Raw genomic sequence first — 17,090 nt, forward strand, 5'->3', positions numbered from 1 at the left:
TTGTTTTTAGGTTAGTTAATATAATAAATCGATGTTTATGATTATTTATTTACATGTGTGTGATATTTGTGTTTGGATTTGTTCTAGCCAATGCAAATATTTTAATTGATTGAATAATAAGTCGATTTTACTTATTTTATTATTGGTGACTTGTAAAGTGCTAGTAATTGAGAGTTAGTCTTCATTTGGGCGTCTATTTCAGCGATTATTTTTATATGGTTATTCATTTCTTGGGTCAATTGGTATTCTTTTTCTATTATTTTTAATAAATCAGAACTATTAACTAAAATTTTATTTTTTGCTAAGTTATCTTTGCTAAGGCTGGTTTTCTGTGTGGTAATTTTACTCGATAAATTATAATGTTCTTTTATTCGTTGTGCTCTTAGTAATGATGACTTTGTTTGCGGTATATTTCCCTTGAACTCAAAAGTGGTTTTTGGCAAAGAGGTGATTCTTTGATTAGGCCGATTTTCTTCACAAATTTTGTAATGTATATAAACTAATTTCTTATTAAATTTGCTTTCTGTTTTATATTTTATACCCACGGAAGGTAGTGTGATATGACGAATAGACTCTTGAATGATTTGTTTTTTTAAAGGAAGCATTGAACCATTTTTATTAGTTAGAGGTTTAGGTAATACAAATTTTTTTATAATCTCTTTTTTTTCTTGTAGACTTTTATTGTTAATGCCAGGGATTCTAATATCGCGATATAAAAAATCAGCATATTCAGCATTTTTTTTGGGGAGTTCTTTGTATTGGTCAAGAATAACTCTATTTTCTTTTATTAATGAGTCTGTACTTTGCTCAGAAAGAAAAGTAGATGAATATTTTCCGTATAGCTTAATTTTCAATTGATTGACTTTTTCGTAAAATTCACCAGTGCTTAAACACTTAATATTATTGGTTTCTTCTAAGTCGCTCTCATAGGCGGAATCAATACTCTCAGTGCTACAGGTACGAGTTGGTTTTAGCTGGTTATTCGTATCAAGTGGACTTTTTTTCAGTGAAGAGGTAATCGTAAAAATTTTTTTGATGAAATCATCGGAATTAATGATTTTTTTGAAAATCGTCGGATTACCCGATAAATAGTCTAATGTAATGGTCATAAATATTTCCCTAATTAATAAGATAATAATTATTATTCTATAAGGGGAAGTGATAAAGAGAATATAAAGAAGCGATTTTATTAGAATTTAATATGATAAATAAATAGCCCAGCCAAAGGTGGCCAGGCTGAAAGGTTAATTAACGAGTACCGTAAACAACAATGGTTTTACCATGTGCAGAGATCAGGTTTTGGTCTTCTAACATTTTTAGAATACGGCCGACTGTTTCACGGGAACAACCCACGATTTGGCCTATTTCCTGACGAGTAATTTTGATTTGCATACCGTCTGGGTGTGTCATTGCATCAGGTTGTTTAGCTAAGTTTAATAGCGTTTGAGCAATACGGCCTGTAACGTCTAAGAATGCGAGGTTACCGACTTTCTCAGATGTTGTTTGTAAGCGACTAGCCATTTGCGCAGAAAGGCGCATTAAAATATCAGGGTTTACCTGAATTAATTGACGGAATTTTTTGTAAGAAATTTCAGCAACTTCGCAGGCTATTTTGGCTCTAACCCACGCAGTACGTTCTTGCCCTTCTTCAAATAACCCAAGCTCACCAATGAAATCCCCCTGATTCAGGTAAGAGAGGATCATTTCTTTGCCTTCTTCATCTTTAATTAAAACAGCCACCGAACCTTTAACGATATAGTAAAGGGTTTCTGCTTTCTCACCCTGATGGATAAGAGTGCTCTTGGATGGATATTTATGAATATGGCAGTGTGACAAAAACCATTCAAGAGTAGGGTCTGTTTGTGGCTTGCCGAGAACCATTAGCGTTATCCTCTGTATGTTATTGCAGCCATTCAGAAAAACATACTAGAAAGGCTGGCTTTAAAGTCACTAGCTTAGCATATTAATTTGCCTTATATACCTTTAAATAATCTAACAGCTGATTGCTTCAGCGTTTTTGATTGCTTTGGGTAACGCAAATTGATATCAACACTATAATATGATCAATTAAACCGTTGAGTTTTGATCTTAATCCTATCAACTAAGTATTGTTTGTAGCATATCCAATAAAGAAAGTCTTCCCTGTATCGCTTCAGCCAAATAAAGTTGATATAACATTCATTGTATCTATGGAACAATGTAGCCTTTAAACCGATTTCATTTCAAGGGGAAATATAATGGAAGCAAGAGTTAAGTGGGTTGAAGGACTTTCTTTTCTAGGGGAGTCTGCGTCTGGGCACCAAGTGATGATGGACGGCAATGCAGGTGATAAAGCTCCAAGCCCAATGGAAATGGTGCTAATGGCTGCGGGTGGTTGCAGCGCGATTGATGTCGTTTCGATTCTACAAAAAGGCCGCTATGATATTACGGATTGTGAGGTGAAATTAACCTCACAGCGTCGCGAAGAAGCCCCTCGTTATTTTGTGAAAATCCATTTACATTTTATTGTAACAGGGAATGAATTAACGGAAAAAGCGGTCGAACGAGCCGTTCAACTTTCTGCTGAAAAATATTGTTCAGTCGCATTGATGTTAGAGAAAACCGTTGAAGTCACACACAGCTTTGAAATAAAAAGCTAAAAATAAATTTAATTTTTATTGGTATATTTGAATTAAAAGATGCTTACCTTAATTAATGATAAGCATCTTATTTATTAATCAAAAAATAATTTAATTGTTGTCCTTTTGATTAATTAGTTTTTCGACTATTGGCGCCATAATTAATTCCATGGCTAAACCTAGTTTTCCTCCGGGGACGACAATTGTATTCATTGCAGAAATGAAAGAGCCAGATATCATTGATAGCAAATAGGGGAAATCAATTTGCTCTAGCCCACGAAAGCGGATCACAATAAAGCTTTCATCTTGTGATGGAATGGCTTTAGCCGAAAATGGGTTGGAGGTATCTACCGTCGGAACGCGTTGAAAATTGATGTGAGTGCGAGAAAATTGTGGCGTGATGTAATTAATATAGTCACCCATAGAACGCACGACAGAGTCCATAACGGCTTCGCGGGAGTGCCCTCGCTCTGTCGTATCACGGATTAATTTTTGGATCCATTCTAGGTTGACTATAGGGACAACACCGACAAGTAAATCAACATGTTGTGCGACATTATGTTCCGGTGTGACAACACCGCCATGTAGCCCCTCATAAAACAAAATATCCGTTTTATCTGGCAGCGGTTCCCAAGGGGTAAATGTCCCGGGCTGCAAGCCATAAGGTACCGCTTCATCATAAGTATGTAGATATTTACGGGATTGCCCACAACCCGTTTTTGCATAGTCGACTAAAGTTTGTTCAAGCAAAGCAAAATCATTCGCTTCGGGGCCAAAGTAACTGATGTGCCGGCCTTGTTCTCTGGCTTTTCGGATAGCCATATCCATTTCAGGGCGTGTATAGCGGTGAAAACTATCCCCTTCTAATGTTGCAGGCTGGATATTTAATTGATGAAAGACTTTACGAAATGCTTGGCTAGTTGACGTTGTGCCAGCCCCGCTTGAACCGGTGATAGCAATGATTGGGTGCTTTTTAGACATCGTGGACTCCCTGTGCTGCGCTTATAAGCACTATTTTAATCAATAGTGCATGAAGCGGATTAACGGGTGTTAGGGTTGTGAGCCTTATTTGATGGTTTTACGACATGATTATGTTGGAAAACACGCAACTTTTTTATGACAAAAGATGACGTAAAAATGAACCATGGAATAAAAACATCATACAGAAAAACTTCCTTTAGGCATGAAATTAACCGATTCATGCAATTCAGACCAGACTAGCACAATTTCGCCAGAAACTAACTGCCGTTTCACATCGTTAACCTTATCTTGCAGGCTTTTTTCATGGGAGCCGTAGTCGGTTCCCTCACGCAATACGTAGCTCTCAATCAGGTTTTCCAATGTTTCAGGCTCAAGTTCTTGCCAAGGAATAATCACATTATTTCCTTATCTAAATAAGGGGTTAGCCATTGAGGAATACGGCTTTCTAACCACATTTGCGGTTTTCTCAATGTACCGCTCACAAAGCCGACGTGCCCGCCATGTTCTGTCATTTGGTATTCCACATTGTGGGGTAAAAATGATAAATCAGGAACAACTTCAGGCGCCATAAATGGGTCATCTTTGGCGTGAATAATTAACGTTGGTTTAGTGATATAAGCTAACTTGGGTAATGCACTGCATTTTTGATAATAATCTGTCGCATCATCAAATCCATGAATACGAGCAGTAATCACATCATCAAACTCACGGATCCGCTTAAGCTGCTTCAATTGTAAGAGGTTTAAGGGTAATGAGCCTGGATAACGGACTAATTTCCGGGTGGCATTGCGTTTCAAGCCATTTAGTAAGTAACGTTGATAAAACTGAGAAATGCCCTTTTCCATGCGTAAAGAGCAGGCTTCTAACATCAAAGGAGCAGAAACAACAACACCCGCATCGACATCTGCATTTTGGCCACTTTCAGCTAAATAGCAGGCTAACATATTGCCACCAAGAGAATAACCAACTGCAGCGGTTGGCGCATCACCGAAGGTCTGTTTTAGCCAACGAAGAAAATAGCGGGCGTCATTTGTTTCTCCTGAATGATAAATTCGCTGTTGGCGATTGGGTTCACCACTACAACCGCGAAAATGCATAATCACACCCAACCAACCATGTTTTTGGGCAGTTTCTAGCATTCCGTGAGCGTAAGGGCTTTTAAAATTACCTTCTAGACCATGGAAAATCACTAATCGTGGCTTATGCGCTGCTAGCTCGGGTTTTTCACTCCAAGCGAGATCGATAAAATCGCCATCAGGCAATTCAAGCCGTTGCCATATAGGTTTGATTTTCGGTGTTCTACGGAAAATCCTTGGCAGTAATGTTTGGAGGTGTGGATTTTTAGCCCAACTTATTGGACGAAAGTTTTCTGACATAGCCTTATTTTTATTTAATGGAGACTCTTGTGAGTCACATAACATACTGTTATTTTTTTGTGATGCAAGTAAACAAATTTGAGTTTGAGGCTAAATTATAAATGACACTGGGGCTGATTTTTTCTCTTTTTACGTTTTTATTCATTGCAGCAGTCACACCCGGCCCTAACAATATGTTGCTAACGTCAAGTGCAGCAAACTACGGTTTTCGCCATACGATTATATTATGCCTTGGTATTATGTTAGGCATGCAGTCCATACTTTATCTTTCTGCATTCGGTATTGCTGCACTTTTATTGCTCTATCCTGCGATTCATATCGCCTTAAAAGTCGCCGGAAGCATCTACCTGTTATGGCTCGCATGGAAAACAGCGACGGCAAATTATGCACCACTGAAGACGAATAGCGAAGTTGCGAAAAGCGTGACTTGGTATCAAGGTGGCTTATTGCAGTTTTTAAACCCGAAAGCATGGATGATGGGTTTGGGAGCCGTAGGGGGATTTAGCTTACCCGGTGAGTTATTTACTCAATCTATTTTAATGATGAGTATCGCATTTGTGGTGGTTAACTTAGTGGCGGGTTTAATCTGGATGGGGTTTGGTTCATTAATCAGCCTATTTTTGCGTAGCCGCCGTGCTTGGTTTATTTTTAACTGGGTAATGGGGATTTTAACGGCTTTGTGCGTTCCCCTGATTTGGTTGGAATGATTTTCTGATAAAAGTGCAGTTTATATGACTCATCAAAAAGCAGCCCATGGGCTGCTTTTTACATGTAAGGGAGGCGATTAGTCTAAATCGACGTTCTTAGTTCCGAAAAAATAAGTAAAAATAAAACCGAATAAGTAGGATGTGAATAACCCGCCCACATAAACTAACATTCCAGGGAACACCCCATCAGCTGACGTCATCATTGGGATAGCGACTAAGCCAGAAGGGCCAAAGACGGTATTCAAACCAACCGGTAAACCCATCCAAGCCACTAGCCCAACAAAGAAACCGCCTGCGGCACCACCTAAACATGCGGTGACAAATGGCTTCATCCTCGGAAGAGTTACACCGTAAATAAGTGGTTCACCGACACCTAAGAAACCTGGAATGATAGCCCCACGAATCTGATTGCGTAACACTGAATCTTTTGCGGCTTTAACATACAACGCCATTGCTGCACCAACTTGGCCACCACCTGCCATCGCTAGGATAGGGAAGAGTGAGTTAAAACCTTGAGTTTCAACGAGTGCCATATATACCGGAACAAAACCTTGGTGCACGCCAAACATAACTGCAATTAAGAATAGCCCAGCAAGTATGGCAGTTCCGAATGGGTTGCTGCTTAAATGAACAAACAGCCATGACATGCCAGAGAATAACCAGCTCCCAATAGGCATGATAAAGATAAACACAGCAGCACCAACAATTAATAAGGTAATTGTTGAGGTTAAAATCATATCAAGGTTAGCTGGGATAATTTTGCGTACCTGTTTTTCAACCCATGCGCCAAAAATACACGCAATCAATACCCCAATAATGTTACCTCTTGGGTCGATAGCCAACCCGAAAAAGCTATTCATGTCAGAATAGAACCCTTTGGCTATTTCAGGGTTATATCCAAGAACAAACAGTGAAGCAATGATGGCACCATTTACCGCGCTACCGCCAAAGGCTTTTTGAGTATTATAACCAATGAGAATGCTTAGAAAGCTAAACAGCCCTTTGCTAAATACTGACATATATAAAATAGTATGTACGAGTAGGGTCTGCTCTTCAGGCTTTGTTGGAAGCCCTGCTGGGAAATAGGTTTGTTTAGCGAGAGTCGCAAAACCTAATAGTAAGCCCGCAGCAATAAAACCCGGAATTAGCGGTGTAAATATCGTGGCAAATTTGGATAAAAACCGGTGAACGGCACTGGTTTGTTTCTTTTTCAGTTGCTGCTTATTTGCGGAGGCAATGTCGTTTAAATCCTGAGGCTGGATTGTTGCCTCATGGTTATCCTCTTCACCACTATCCAACAGTTGGTTCATTAAGTCTGCGGCAGTTTGTGCTTTACCCGGGCCAAGGATCACTTGCAGCTGTTCATCACTCTCAATGACACCAAGCACTCCTGCGATTTGTTTGAGTGCGGCTTTATCCACTAGCTGGTCATCGTTGAGTGTGAGGCGCAAACGGGTCATACAGTTACCCGCTAATTTAATATTACGGCGTCCTCCAACGTGTTGTAGGACCTGCTGTATCATTTCTATTGTTATTTTAGCCATACTATTTATCCCATTAAAATCCGCAAATTAGGCGGATGAGGCCATATTGAGTGCCGTACGAATAAAACCGTTGTTGTCTAAGAGCAGTTGACGTGCATCATCGGCATTCAAGCCCGATAGCACCATTAAAATGGCAGTTTTGCAGTGTCGATTACATTGTTGAAGGGCGGTTTCTGCAGTAGTTCGGTCACAGTCGGTCGCTTCCATCACAATTTTTGTTTGTCTTTCAATGAGTTTGGCATTTGTTGCTTCAACATCAACCATTAAATTACCAAACACCTTTCCGATACGGATCATTGCCCCAGTGGTGATCATATTCAGTACCAATTTTTGTGCAGTTCCTGCTTTCATGCGTGAAGAACCTGTGACAACTTCTGCACCGACAACGGGAGTGATAGCAATATCTGCGGCATTGGCTATTGGGCTATTTGGGTTACAGCTAATGGCAGCTGTGGTTGCACCAATAGCATTCGCGTATGCTAAAGCTCCTAATACATAAGGTGTTCGACCACTCGCTGCGATACCCACTAACACATCATTATCATTGAATTGAATATCTTTGAGGTCTTGTTCGCCAAGTTCAGGTTTATCTTCTGCATTTTCTACGGCACGGAAGATAGCCTGATGACCACCGGCGATTAAACCAACAACTTGCTCATGGGGCGTTCCATAAGTCGGCGGGCACTCACTGGCATCAAGAATTCCTAAACGGCCAGAGGTTCCTGCGCCTGAGTAAATCAGACGACCGCCTTTTAAAAAGGCTTCTGCAACTTTATCAACCAGTTGAGCAATTTCAGGGAGCACTTTTTCAACCGCTAACGGAACGAGTTTGTCCTCATTATTAATGACCTTTAGCATTTCAGCCGTTGATAGTTGGTCGATATTAGTACTGGCTGCATTACGGCTTTCAGTTACCATTTTGCTTAAGTCGATAGTCATAAAAATTGCTCCTAGATCAGTTATTGGGCTAATATTAAGGAATTATTTATTCCTTATATGTGACTAATATCACGGTGCTATCTATTCTATCTTGTGAATATACAAGAATATTTTGTGATTTATTTTACGGACTAAAGTTACGACTCTTTGAATTGTAAGTATTATTTATCAGGCATCAGTGACTTGGTTGAGGAATAATTTATTATTATTTTTTTATCTATAGGTCTGGCTATTACAACTATTATTAGAGGTCACCATGACATTATTGGACATCATTACTTACTCACTACCGCGATTAGCAGAAAATCAACGTAAAATTGCACAATTTATCCTTGAAAATCCCGAAAATGTACTGAATTTATCGTCTCAGCAATTAGCAGAAATTTTAGATGTCAGCCAATCTGCCATCGTTAAGTTTAGTCAAAAAGTCGGGGTGAAGGGGTATCCCGCCTTGAAACTTGCACTTAGTGAGATTATTGGACGCCAGCAACTGAAAGAGGGAGCACCTCATTCCGCTTTACATAACCGCATTGCACCTGATGATAACTTGATGGTTGTTGCTCAGAAATTGGCAATGGAGAAAAATCATTCAATTAAAGAAACAACAAAATTAATTGATTTCAGACAGTTTGAACGCATTGTTGAGCGAATAGACCAATCACAGAGAGTACAGATTGTCGGTATTGGTGGGTCAGGCTTAACTGCAAAAGATTTAAGTTATAAGTTACAAAAAATTGGTATTACAACGCTCGTGGAGTCAGACCATCATGTGCAAATTGCTGCGGCACTCACTCTCAATGCTCATGATGTACAAATCGTTATTTCTTTTACAGGGAAGCGTAAAGACATGCTAACAGCAGCGAATATTGCACGTAAGCAAGGGGCATGTGTCATTGCGATTACGCGTGACTGTGATTCACCACTGGGGCAAATTGCTGATTACGTTCTTGAAAGTATCGCGGAGGAAGATGAATGGCGTAGTTCATCAATTTCTTCAAGAACCGCACAAAATACGCTTACTGACCTGATTTTTATGGCGTTATTGCAACGGCGAGAAGCGAAAGCAAAGTCGTTAGTTATGAATGCAAGAGTAGTGATTAATAAATTAGATGAGTGATTAGTGGCTTGAATCCTCATCGATAACTTTGCAATCAAACCTTATTTACGTTAAGACTAATATTATCAGTATTTTGATTTTAAAAAGTTAAAAGGGAGTTATTGATGAGAGCACTCATAGTTTATACGGAATTAACCGATGACGACTCCGTGATTAGCCATGCTGTAGCAAGACTTGCTAGTGAACTTAAAGATGAGCACGTAGAAACCGTGATCATTCGTAATTTTGAAGATGGGATGGCATACATTCGATCAAATACCAGTATTGATTGCTTGTTATATGGCCGAGATATGTCAGACAAGCAAGAACAAACTCAGGCACATCAATTAATTACCCAACTTCATCGCAGACAAGAAGATGTGCCTGTTTTTTTATTAAGTGATCGTGAAGAAGCTTTGACGGCATTCGACCGCAAAATGATGGAGCAAGTTGATGAGTTTGCTTGGATTTTAGAAGACTCCGCTGATTTTATCGCAGGTCGAGTTCTTGCCGCGATAATCCGTTACCGCGCTAATTTATTGCCCCCTTTGATGAAAAGCTTGATTAAATACAGTGATGTACATGAATATTCATGGGCAGCACCGGGTCATCAGGGCGGTGTTGGGTTCACCAAAACCCCGGCGGGCCGCATTTATCATGATTTCTTTGGAGAAAACTTGTTTCGTACCGATATTGGTATCGAGCGAGTTGCCGTGGGGTCACTGTTAGACCATACTGGCGCATTTGGTGAATGTGAAAGAAATGCCGCCCGTATTTTTGGTGCTGACCAATCTTATTCAGTGGTCGTGGGAACATCAGGTTCGAACCGAACGATTATGCAAGCTTGTATGACGGATGATGACGTTGTTGTCATTGACCGTAACTGCCATAAATCTATTGAGCAAGGTTTGATTTTAACTGGAGCAAAACCGGTTTATATGACGCCAAGCCGTAATCGTTATGGCATTATTGGTCCTATTTACCCTCAAGAGATGACACCGGAAGCGATTACTGAAAAAATCGCTAAAAACCCATTAACTTCGGATAAAATAGGCAAACGACCCGCATATAGTGTAGTAACTAACTGTACTTACGATGGCGTATGCTATCACGCACGCAAAGTTCAGGATTTGCTTGATGAATCATTGGATAGAATCCATTTTGATGAGGCATGGTACGGCTACGCGCGCTTTAACCCTATCTACCGTGACCACTTTGCGATGCGTGATGACCCTAGAAAAGACGATGAACCTACCGTTTTTGCGACCCACTCTACGCATAAATTATTGAATGCACTTTCACAAGCTTCATTTATCCACGTCCGAAATGGCCGTAATGCGATTGATTTTAATCGTTTTAACCAAGCTTATCATATGCATGCGACCACCTCGCCGCTATATGCAATTTGTGCCTCGAATGATATTGCCGCAGATATGATGGACGGCAACAGTGGGCGTTCACTCACTGATGAAGTCATCCGTGAAGCCATCGACTTCCGTCAATCACTGGGCTTCCTATACAAAGAATTTATCAATGATGATGAGTGGTTCTTCAAACCATGGAATCAAGAAATGGTGAAAGACCCAGCAACAGGTAAACGCTATGCATTTGAAGATGCCCCTGTTGAACTGTTGATGAAAGAGCAAAGTTGCTGGGTGATGAATCCTGAAGATAAATGGCATGGTTTTAAAGATATCCCTGAAAATTGGGCGATGCTTGACCCAATTAAGGTAAGTATCTTGTCGCCAGGGATGGGAGATGACGGTAAATTACTGGATAGCGGAGTTCCTGCTGCTTTAGTCACAGCTTGGTTAAATCATTATGGTATTGTGCCAACCCGTACGACCGATTTCCAAATTATGTTCTTGTTTTCGATGGGAATTACGAAAGGAAAATGGGGGACATTGGTCAATGCGCTGCTGTCGTTTAAGCGCCACTATGACAATAATACGGCACTGAAAAAGGTATTGCCTGAAGTGGTTGAAGCGGCTCCTGAGATCTATAGTGAGATGGGGCTACGTGATTTAGGGAATAAAATGTTTGTGTATCTACAAAAAAATAACCCTGGAGGCCAACTAAATCAGGCTTATGAACAACTCCCTGCAGTGATGATGAGCCCGCGCGATGCCTACCAAGAAATTGTTGCTAACCGTGTTGAGTCGGTTCCTTTAGATAAACTCGCCGGGCGTATTGCTGCTAACTCGATTATTCCCTATCCACCGGGTATCCCAATGTTGTTATCGGGGGAAAGCTTTGGCGATAAAAATAGCCCACATATCGGCTATTTACATAGTCTTCAAGCATGGGATAGCGAATTCCCTGGTTTTGAACACGAAACCGAAGGCACTGAAATTATTGATGGCCAGTATTATGTGATGTGTGTGAAAGAATAAGATTCAGTGATGATAAAAACGAAAAGCTATCAAAAGATAGCTTTTCGTGATTTTAATGGATTGTGATGTTTTATAACGAATTAATTTAATTCAAACTCACTAGTCATGGTTTCTAACTGCTCTTGCAATTCCATCCACTCCACTTCCACGTCTTCAAGCGCTGCTTTGTGTTCAGTTTGTTTTTTCAAACATTCCGTCAATTCAGCTTTTTTATCTTGTTCATAGATGGCTGCATCAGAAAGTTTTGCTTCAAGCTCACTCAGGGCATGAGAGTGTTTATCCATCTGCTTTTCCAATTCCGTAATTTTTTTACGGATAGGCTGAGTTAACTGACGAAATTCAGCTTCACGACGTTTTTGATCTTTTCTATCTTGTGCCGTCACCGTTGCAGCGGCTGCTGGCTTATCTTTCTCTTGTTGATCACGCACTTGCTGTAATTCGAGCTTGTTTTGCTCAGCTAGCCATTGTTGGTAATCTTCTAAATCACCATCAAACTGCTCTACAGAACCGCCGTGGACTAAATACAGTTCATCGGTCGTGGTACGCAATAAATGCCTATCATGGGAAACGACAACTAAAGCGCCTTCGAAGGCCATTAAGGCTTCAGTAAGCGCTTGGCGCATATCTAAGTCCAAGTGGTTGGTTGGCTCATCGAGCAACAGTAAATTAGGGCGCTGCCAGACGATTAAAGCGAGAACTAAGTGCGCTTTTTCCCCACCAGAAAAACGGCCACTTGGGTCAGTAACTTGGTCACCTTTAAAACCGAAACCACCTAAATAGTCACGCAATTGCTGCTCAGTTTGCTCAGGGGCAAGGCGAGCAAGATGCTGCAAGGGGGATTCTTCAGGGTGCAAATACTCTAATTGGTGCTGGGCGAAATAACCGAGTTTAATCCCTTTTGCGAGGGAAATTTCTCCCTGTAATGGAGGTAAGTCGCCAGCTAACATTTTGATTAAAGTTGATTTACCTGCGCCGTTACGCCCGAGCAGACCAATGCGTGACCCCGGGACTAAGTTCAGTTTGATGGATTGCAAAATGACCTTTTCACCGTAGCCTGCGCTGACTTTTTCCATTTTTAATAATGGATTCGGTAAGCTTTCTGGTTTGCGGAATGAAAAATGGAATGGGTTATCCACATGAGCCGGTGCGACCATTTCCATTCTTTCAAGCATCTTAATGCGACTTTGTGCTTGCTTGGCTTTGGTGGCTTGCACTCTAAAGCGGTCAATATAACTTTGTAAATGCGCAGCTTTAGCTTGTTGGCTTTCATACAACGCTTGCTGCTGGGCGAGTTTTGTCGCACGTTGGCGCTCAAAAGACGAGTAGTTACCCGTATATTCGAACATGGTTTCTTGTTCGATATGCAGCACTTTATCAATAATCGGGTCGAGGAAATCCCTATCATGGGAAATCAAAATCAGGGTGCCTTGGTAGCTTTTTAACCACTTTTCTAACCAAATGACCGCGTCTAAATCAAGGTGGTTGGTTGGCTCATCGAGTAACAACAGGTCAGAACGGCAAAGCAGTGCCTGCGCGAGGTTCAAACGCATCCGCCATCCACCCGAAAATGATTTTACTGGGGAATCTAGCTGTGTTTGGCTGAAACCTAAGCCATGTAGCAAACTGGAGGCGCGAGAACGAATGGTCCATGCATCAATCGCATCAAGCTGCCCATGAACTACTGCGATGGCATGGCCATCATTTTTTTCATTGGCTTGCTGTAGTTTTTGTTCTAAGGCTCGGAACTCGCGATCACCATCAATGACATATTCAAGAGCGGGCACATCAAGCGCGGGAGTTTCTTGGTTCACCCATGCCATAGACCAATTGCTTGGAAAGGTTGCAGAACCTGCTTCAGCTTGTAATTCGCCTTTTAATAACGCAAGAAGCGTCGATTTACCGCAGCCGTTTTTACCCACTAAACCAACTTTTTGGCCGGGGTTAATAGTCGCAGTGGCATTGTCCAGTAGGACACGAACACCTCGGCGAATTTGGAGTGAAGAGAAAACAATCATAGCAACCGTCTATTAAAAATATGTTAAATTACCCAAATCTACACACCCGAATAATAATACAAAGACTGCAATGTTTAGGGTGTAAACTCTATTTAGCAGGCTGCATGGTAACGGAAAATGTTCCGTCTGACACGCCTTTGAGGAGGGAAAGATGTCAAATACACCGAAAGTGTTGGTGGTCTACGCTCACCCGGACCCCGACGAATCGATGGCTAATAAGGCGTTATTGGGGGCAGTACGTGATTTTGACCATGTGACTGTGCACGATTTATACGCAATTTACCCAGATTATTTTATTGATGTTACCGCGGAGCAAAAATTATTGTGTCAGCACGATATCATTGTTTTTCAGCATCCTCTCTATACTTATAGTTGCCCTGCTTTATTAAAAGAGTGGTTTGATCGCGTGTTAACTCGCCGTTTTGCTACCGACGTGGGGTACCAGAAATTAAAAGGCAAATATTGGCGCTCGGTGATCACGACGGGGGAGCCTATCCACGCTTATCAACATGATGGGTATAATCATTACCCGCTTACAGAAATACTTCGCCCATTTGAATTGACCGCATTAATGTGTGATATGCAGTGGTTAGAACCAACCATTATTTATGCAGCACGTCGGCAGCCTAAAGAACGCTTTGAACAGCTTATCGATGACTACCGTCAATGGATGCAGCAACCGCTAGGTGCGGGAGGGTTATCCTAATGTCAGAACTGGGGCTATTTGAATCCGTTATCATCTTCCTTTGTGCAGGGGTCGTTATGGTACCTATCGCACAAAAAATCCGCTTAGGTGCTGTGCTTGGGTATTTGCTTGCCGGGATCATGATTGGGCCATTTGTTTTCGGCTTTATTCGCAATGTTGATGATATTTTACACTTCTCCGAAATGGGGGTGGTGTTCCTGATGTTTCTTATTGGGTTAGAGCTAAAACCTTCTAAATTATGGGAACTTAGGCGCTCTATTTTCGGTGTGGGCACGCTTCAAGTGGTCGTGACCGCAGCTATCATGGCGTCACTGCTATTTTTAGCCAAATTCTCTTGGCAAGCGGCTATTGTCGGTGGATTAGGTATGGCGATGTCATCAACGGCAATGGCACTTCAATTGATGAACGAAAAAGGGATGTCCAACAAAGAAAGTGGGCAACTCGGTTTCTCTGTTTTGTTATTCCAAGATATGGCCGTTATCCCGATTATGGCGCTGATCCCATTGTTAGCAGGGGATTCAGCAACCAGTGATTGGCAAAAGATTGGTTTGAAGATAGTGGCGTTCGCAGGCTTATGGGTCGTTGGCCGTTACTTATTGCGGCCGATGTTCAGGCTTGCTGCTAAATCTGGCGTTCATGAAATTTTTACGGCTGCCGCCTTATTGGTGGTATTAGGTTCTGCACTCATTATGGAAAGCCTTGGGTTTTCTATGGCTCTGGGAACCTTTATGGCAGGGGTCATGTTAGCGGAAACAGAATTCCGTCATGAATTGGAAATTAATATCGAACCGTTTAAAGGTCTGCTACTGGGGCTATTTTTTATCTCAGTAGGTATGTCATTGAATTTAGATGTGTTGTGGGCCTATTTACCGCAAGTATTGATTGCTGTTGTAGTATTGGTCGCTGTCAAAGCGTTAGTACTTTACGGACTGAGTTTAGCCGCTAGGCTTCGAAATGGTGCGAGAGCGCAATTTTCTGGTGTGCTTAGCCAAGGTGGCGAATTTGCATTTGTAATCTATGCAACCGCCTTTGGTGCAAGTGTGATTAATGAACGGCAAATGGATTTATTGCTGGTGGTTGTCACGCTTTCGATGATGACCACTCCACTTGTGATGCAATTGATAGATGCTTATTTGAACTATCGTTATAATCAACAGCCGGCCTCGAGTGAAAAACCGTTTGTAGAGGATAATGACCCGCATGTTATTTTGGTCGGTTTTGGTCGTATGGGTCAGGTAGTTGGCCGATTATTAATGGCCAATAAGGTTAAAATTACAGTACTAGAACAAGATGTTACGGCGATTAGTACCATGCGCCGCTACGGCTATACAGTATATTACGGCGATGCACGTGAACTGCAATTATTGCGCTCAGCAGGAGCTGATAAAGCCAAATCTATTGTGATTACCAGTGATGTCCCTGAAGAAGTGATGGAAATTGTGCAAATTTGCCAAGAAAACTTCCCTAACTTGCATATTATTGCTCGTGCTAAAGGTCGTCTTGAGGCTCATGAGCTATTGCAATGTGGCGTGACTGACTTTAGCCGTGAAACATTCTCGAGTGCGCTTGAACTTGGCAGCAAGGCTTTAGTCAGTACGGGGATGCACCCTCATAAAGCTTATCGTGCCAAGCAGCATTTCCGTCGTTTAGACATGAAAATGCTCAGGGATATCTACCCTGAAAATGAAAATAGTGATAGCGGGCAAATTTCACGCATTAAAGAGGCGCGTCGTGAACTTAATGAGCTCTTTGAGAAAGAAATGCAAAGAGAGCATCGCCAGCCCCATAGTTGGAATAATGAACAGTAAGGGTTAGAAATGGCTTCAATACGTAAACGCTTTATTGCTGGAGCGACTTGCCCTAAGTGCAAGTCACAAGACACATTAATGATGTGGCGTGAAGATAAAATTGATGTCGTTGAGTGTGTCAATTGCGGCGATCAACAACGCCAAGCAGGGGATGAAGCAACTGGTCATGTTAGGCAAAAAGAGCAGGTTATTGGAATTTTTACACCTGAATAATAGAAATTTGTCAATTCTCAATACATCATCATAGTTTTTCGGTACAATTGGCAAAAATTTTTCCCTTACGGGTAGTAGGAGATGTCATGAAAGTAGCAAAAGACTTGGTGGTCAGCTTGGCTTATCAAGTAAGAACAGAAGACGGTGTTTTAGTTGATGAATCACCAGCAAGCGCACCAATGGACTATTTGCATGGTCGTGGGTCTTTAATTTCAGGTTTAGAAAAAGCATTAGAAGGTCGTTCTGTGGGCGAAAACTTCGATGTTGAAGTCGCTTCAGACGACGCATATGGCCAATACGATGACAACTTAGTTCAACGTGTTCCTAAAGATGTATTTATGGGTGTTGATGAGCTAGAAGTGGGTATGCGTTTCTTAGCTGACACTGACATGGGCCCAGTTCCTGTCGAAATCACAGGCATTGAAGGTGATGAAGTTATCGTTGACGGTAACCACATGTTAGCAGGCCAAAACCTGAAATTTAATGTTGAAGTCATGGCTATCCGTGAAGCAACAGAAGAAGAAATTGCACATGGCCACGTCCATGGTGCAGGCGGTCACGACCATGACCACGACCACGAAGGTGGTTGCTGTGGCGGTGGTGGTCATAGCCATGGTTCAGAAGGTGGTTGCTGCGGTGGCGGCGAAGGTCACGGACACAAACAAGGCGGCTGCGGCTGCCACTAATACCTTGT

16 protein-coding genes are annotated in these 17,090 nt (G+C 41.6%); 8 read left to right on the forward strand and 8 right to left on the reverse strand.

The features are described 5' to 3' along the window. Positions 1-131: 131 nt before the first annotated feature. The gene (locus tag ACU696_RS03965) at positions 132-1,109 is read right to left on the reverse strand and encodes a hypothetical protein (protein WP_209102384.1); all 978 of its coding nucleotides are present in this window, start codon (positions 1,107-1,109) and stop codon (positions 132-134) included. A 139-nt stretch (positions 1,110-1,248) separates the two neighbouring features. Beyond that, positions 1,249-1,881, reverse strand: a complete 633-nt coding sequence (crp, locus tag ACU696_RS03970; protein ID WP_004262556.1) for a cAMP-activated global transcriptional regulator CRP — start codon at positions 1,879-1,881, stop codon at positions 1,249-1,251. A 356-nt stretch (positions 1,882-2,237) separates the two neighbouring features. Between crp and ACU696_RS03975 the strand changes: the two genes are divergently transcribed. After that, positions 2,238-2,639, forward strand: a complete 402-nt coding sequence (locus ACU696_RS03975; RefSeq protein WP_209102386.1) for an OsmC family protein — start codon at positions 2,238-2,240, stop codon at positions 2,637-2,639. A 90-nt stretch (positions 2,640-2,729) separates the two neighbouring features. On the opposite strand, the gene ACU696_RS03980 is transcribed toward ACU696_RS03975, so the two are convergent. The 3 genes from ACU696_RS03980 to ACU696_RS03990 all read right to left on the reverse strand — a co-directional run bounded on the left by ACU696_RS03980 (position 2,730) and on the right by ACU696_RS03990 (position 4,975). Then, complete coding sequence (locus tag ACU696_RS03980) at positions 2,730-3,599, reverse strand: phosphoribulokinase (protein WP_110731455.1); 870 nt, start codon at positions 3,597-3,599, stop codon at positions 2,730-2,732. 177 nt (positions 3,600-3,776) lie between these two features. After that, a complete protein-coding gene (locus ACU696_RS03985) occupies positions 3,777-3,995 on the reverse strand; it encodes a YheU family protein (RefSeq protein ID WP_004262551.1) in 219 nt (72 codons plus the stop codon). Next, positions 3,992-4,975, reverse strand: a complete 984-nt coding sequence (locus ACU696_RS03990; protein ID WP_209102388.1) for a hydrolase — start codon at positions 4,973-4,975, stop codon at positions 3,992-3,994. The genes ACU696_RS03985 and ACU696_RS03990 overlap by 4 nt, the downstream gene beginning before the upstream one ends. Before the next feature lie 101 nt (positions 4,976-5,076). Here ACU696_RS03990 and ACU696_RS03995 point away from each other — a divergent pair, with 101 nt between their 5' ends. Next, positions 5,077-5,682, forward strand: coding sequence for a LysE family translocator (locus ACU696_RS03995; protein WP_109912902.1), 606 nt, complete (start codon positions 5,077-5,079; stop codon positions 5,680-5,682). A gap of 77 nt (positions 5,683-5,759) precedes the next feature. Here ACU696_RS03995 and murP read toward each other — a convergent pair whose 3' ends face one another. Continuing rightward, on the reverse strand, positions 5,760-7,226 hold the full coding sequence (murP, locus tag ACU696_RS04000; protein ID WP_209102390.1) for a PTS N-acetylmuramic acid transporter subunit IIBC: 1,467 nt from the start codon (positions 7,224-7,226) through the stop codon (positions 5,760-5,762). Positions 7,227-7,253: 27 nt separating this feature from the next. Beyond that, positions 7,254-8,165 carry an N-acetylmuramic acid 6-phosphate etherase gene (gene murQ / locus ACU696_RS04005; protein WP_115166423.1) on the reverse strand — a complete coding sequence of 304 codons (912 nt, stop codon included), beginning with the start codon at positions 8,163-8,165 and terminating at the stop codon, positions 7,254-7,256. Between the two features lie 256 nt (positions 8,166-8,421). Between murQ and ACU696_RS04010 the strand changes: the two genes are divergently transcribed. Further along, complete coding sequence (locus ACU696_RS04010) at positions 8,422-9,282, forward strand: MurR/RpiR family transcriptional regulator (protein WP_447343039.1); 861 nt, start codon at positions 8,422-8,424, stop codon at positions 9,280-9,282. A 104-nt stretch (positions 9,283-9,386) separates the two neighbouring features. After that, complete coding sequence (gene adiA, locus ACU696_RS04015; RefSeq protein ID WP_042851454.1) at positions 9,387-11,654, forward strand: arginine decarboxylase; 2,268 nt, start codon at positions 9,387-9,389, stop codon at positions 11,652-11,654. A gap of 80 nt (positions 11,655-11,734) precedes the next feature. On the opposite strand, the gene ACU696_RS04020 is transcribed toward adiA, so the two are convergent. Further along, complete coding sequence (locus ACU696_RS04020) at positions 11,735-13,669, reverse strand: ABC transporter ATP-binding protein (RefSeq protein ID WP_447343040.1); 1,935 nt, start codon at positions 13,667-13,669, stop codon at positions 11,735-11,737. Between the two features lie 151 nt (positions 13,670-13,820). Between ACU696_RS04020 and kefG the strand changes: the two genes are divergently transcribed. The 4 genes from kefG (at position 13,821) to slyD (ending at position 17,082) form a co-directional block, all read left to right on the forward strand. Beyond that, positions 13,821-14,375, forward strand: coding sequence for a glutathione-regulated potassium-efflux system ancillary protein KefG (gene kefG / locus ACU696_RS04025; protein WP_004265928.1), 555 nt, complete (start codon positions 13,821-13,823; stop codon positions 14,373-14,375). Next, positions 14,375-16,183 (forward strand): glutathione-regulated potassium-efflux system protein KefB, encoded by a 1,809-nt coding sequence (gene kefB, locus ACU696_RS04030; protein ID WP_004265926.1) that lies wholly within the window; start codon positions 14,375-14,377, stop codon positions 16,181-16,183. Before kefG ends, kefB begins: the two co-directional genes overlap by 1 nt. 9 nt (positions 16,184-16,192) lie before the next feature. After that, positions 16,193-16,396, forward strand: a complete 204-nt coding sequence (locus ACU696_RS04035) for a YheV family putative zinc ribbon protein (protein ID WP_115166425.1) — start codon at positions 16,193-16,195, stop codon at positions 16,394-16,396. Positions 16,397-16,482: 86 nt separating this feature from the next. Continuing rightward, positions 16,483-17,082: a peptidylprolyl isomerase gene (gene slyD / locus ACU696_RS04040; protein WP_004265922.1), complete on the forward strand. Its 600-nt coding sequence runs from the start codon at positions 16,483-16,485 to the stop codon at positions 17,080-17,082. Positions 17,083-17,090: the final 8 nt, after the last annotated feature.

This window comes from Providencia sp. PROV_01 (assembly GCF_053098325.1).

What these genes read in the sequence shown, in the direction of transcription:
- ACU696_RS03965 (WP_209102384.1), bottom strand. Translation starts at nt 1,109, where the DNA reads ATGACCATTACATTAGACTATTTATCGGGTAATCCGACGATTTTCAAA.
- crp (WP_004262556.1), bottom strand. Translation starts at nt 1,881, where the DNA reads ATGGTTCTCGGCAAGCCACAAACAGACCCTACTCTTGAATGGTTTTTG.
- ACU696_RS03975 (WP_209102386.1), top strand. Translation starts at nt 2,238, where the DNA reads ATGGAAGCAAGAGTTAAGTGGGTTGAAGGACTTTCTTTTCTAGGGGAG.
- ACU696_RS03980 (WP_110731455.1), bottom strand. Translation starts at nt 3,599, where the DNA reads ATGTCTAAAAAGCACCCAATCATTGCTATCACCGGTTCAAGCGGGGCT.
- ACU696_RS03990 (WP_209102388.1), bottom strand. Translation starts at nt 4,975, where the DNA reads ATGTCAGAAAACTTTCGTCCAATAAGTTGGGCTAAAAATCCACACCTC.
- ACU696_RS03995 (WP_109912902.1), top strand. Translation starts at nt 5,077, where the DNA reads ATGACACTGGGGCTGATTTTTTCTCTTTTTACGTTTTTATTCATTGCA.
- murP (WP_209102390.1), bottom strand. Translation starts at nt 7,226, where the DNA reads ATGGCTAAAATAACAATAGAAATGATACAGCAGGTCCTACAACACGTT.
- murQ (WP_115166423.1), bottom strand. Translation starts at nt 8,165, where the DNA reads ATGACTATCGACTTAAGCAAAATGGTAACTGAAAGCCGTAATGCAGCC.
- ACU696_RS04010 (WP_447343039.1), top strand. Translation starts at nt 8,422, where the DNA reads ATGACATTATTGGACATCATTACTTACTCACTACCGCGATTAGCAGAA.
- adiA (WP_042851454.1), top strand. Translation starts at nt 9,387, where the DNA reads ATGAGAGCACTCATAGTTTATACGGAATTAACCGATGACGACTCCGTG.
- ACU696_RS04020 (WP_447343040.1), bottom strand. Translation starts at nt 13,669, where the DNA reads ATGATTGTTTTCTCTTCACTCCAAATTCGCCGAGGTGTTCGTGTCCTA.
- kefG (WP_004265928.1), top strand. Translation starts at nt 13,821, where the DNA reads ATGTCAAATACACCGAAAGTGTTGGTGGTCTACGCTCACCCGGACCCC.
- kefB (WP_004265926.1), top strand. Translation starts at nt 14,375, where the DNA reads ATGTCAGAACTGGGGCTATTTGAATCCGTTATCATCTTCCTTTGTGCA.
- ACU696_RS04035 (WP_115166425.1), top strand. Translation starts at nt 16,193, where the DNA reads ATGGCTTCAATACGTAAACGCTTTATTGCTGGAGCGACTTGCCCTAAG.
- slyD (WP_004265922.1), top strand. Translation starts at nt 16,483, where the DNA reads ATGAAAGTAGCAAAAGACTTGGTGGTCAGCTTGGCTTATCAAGTAAGA.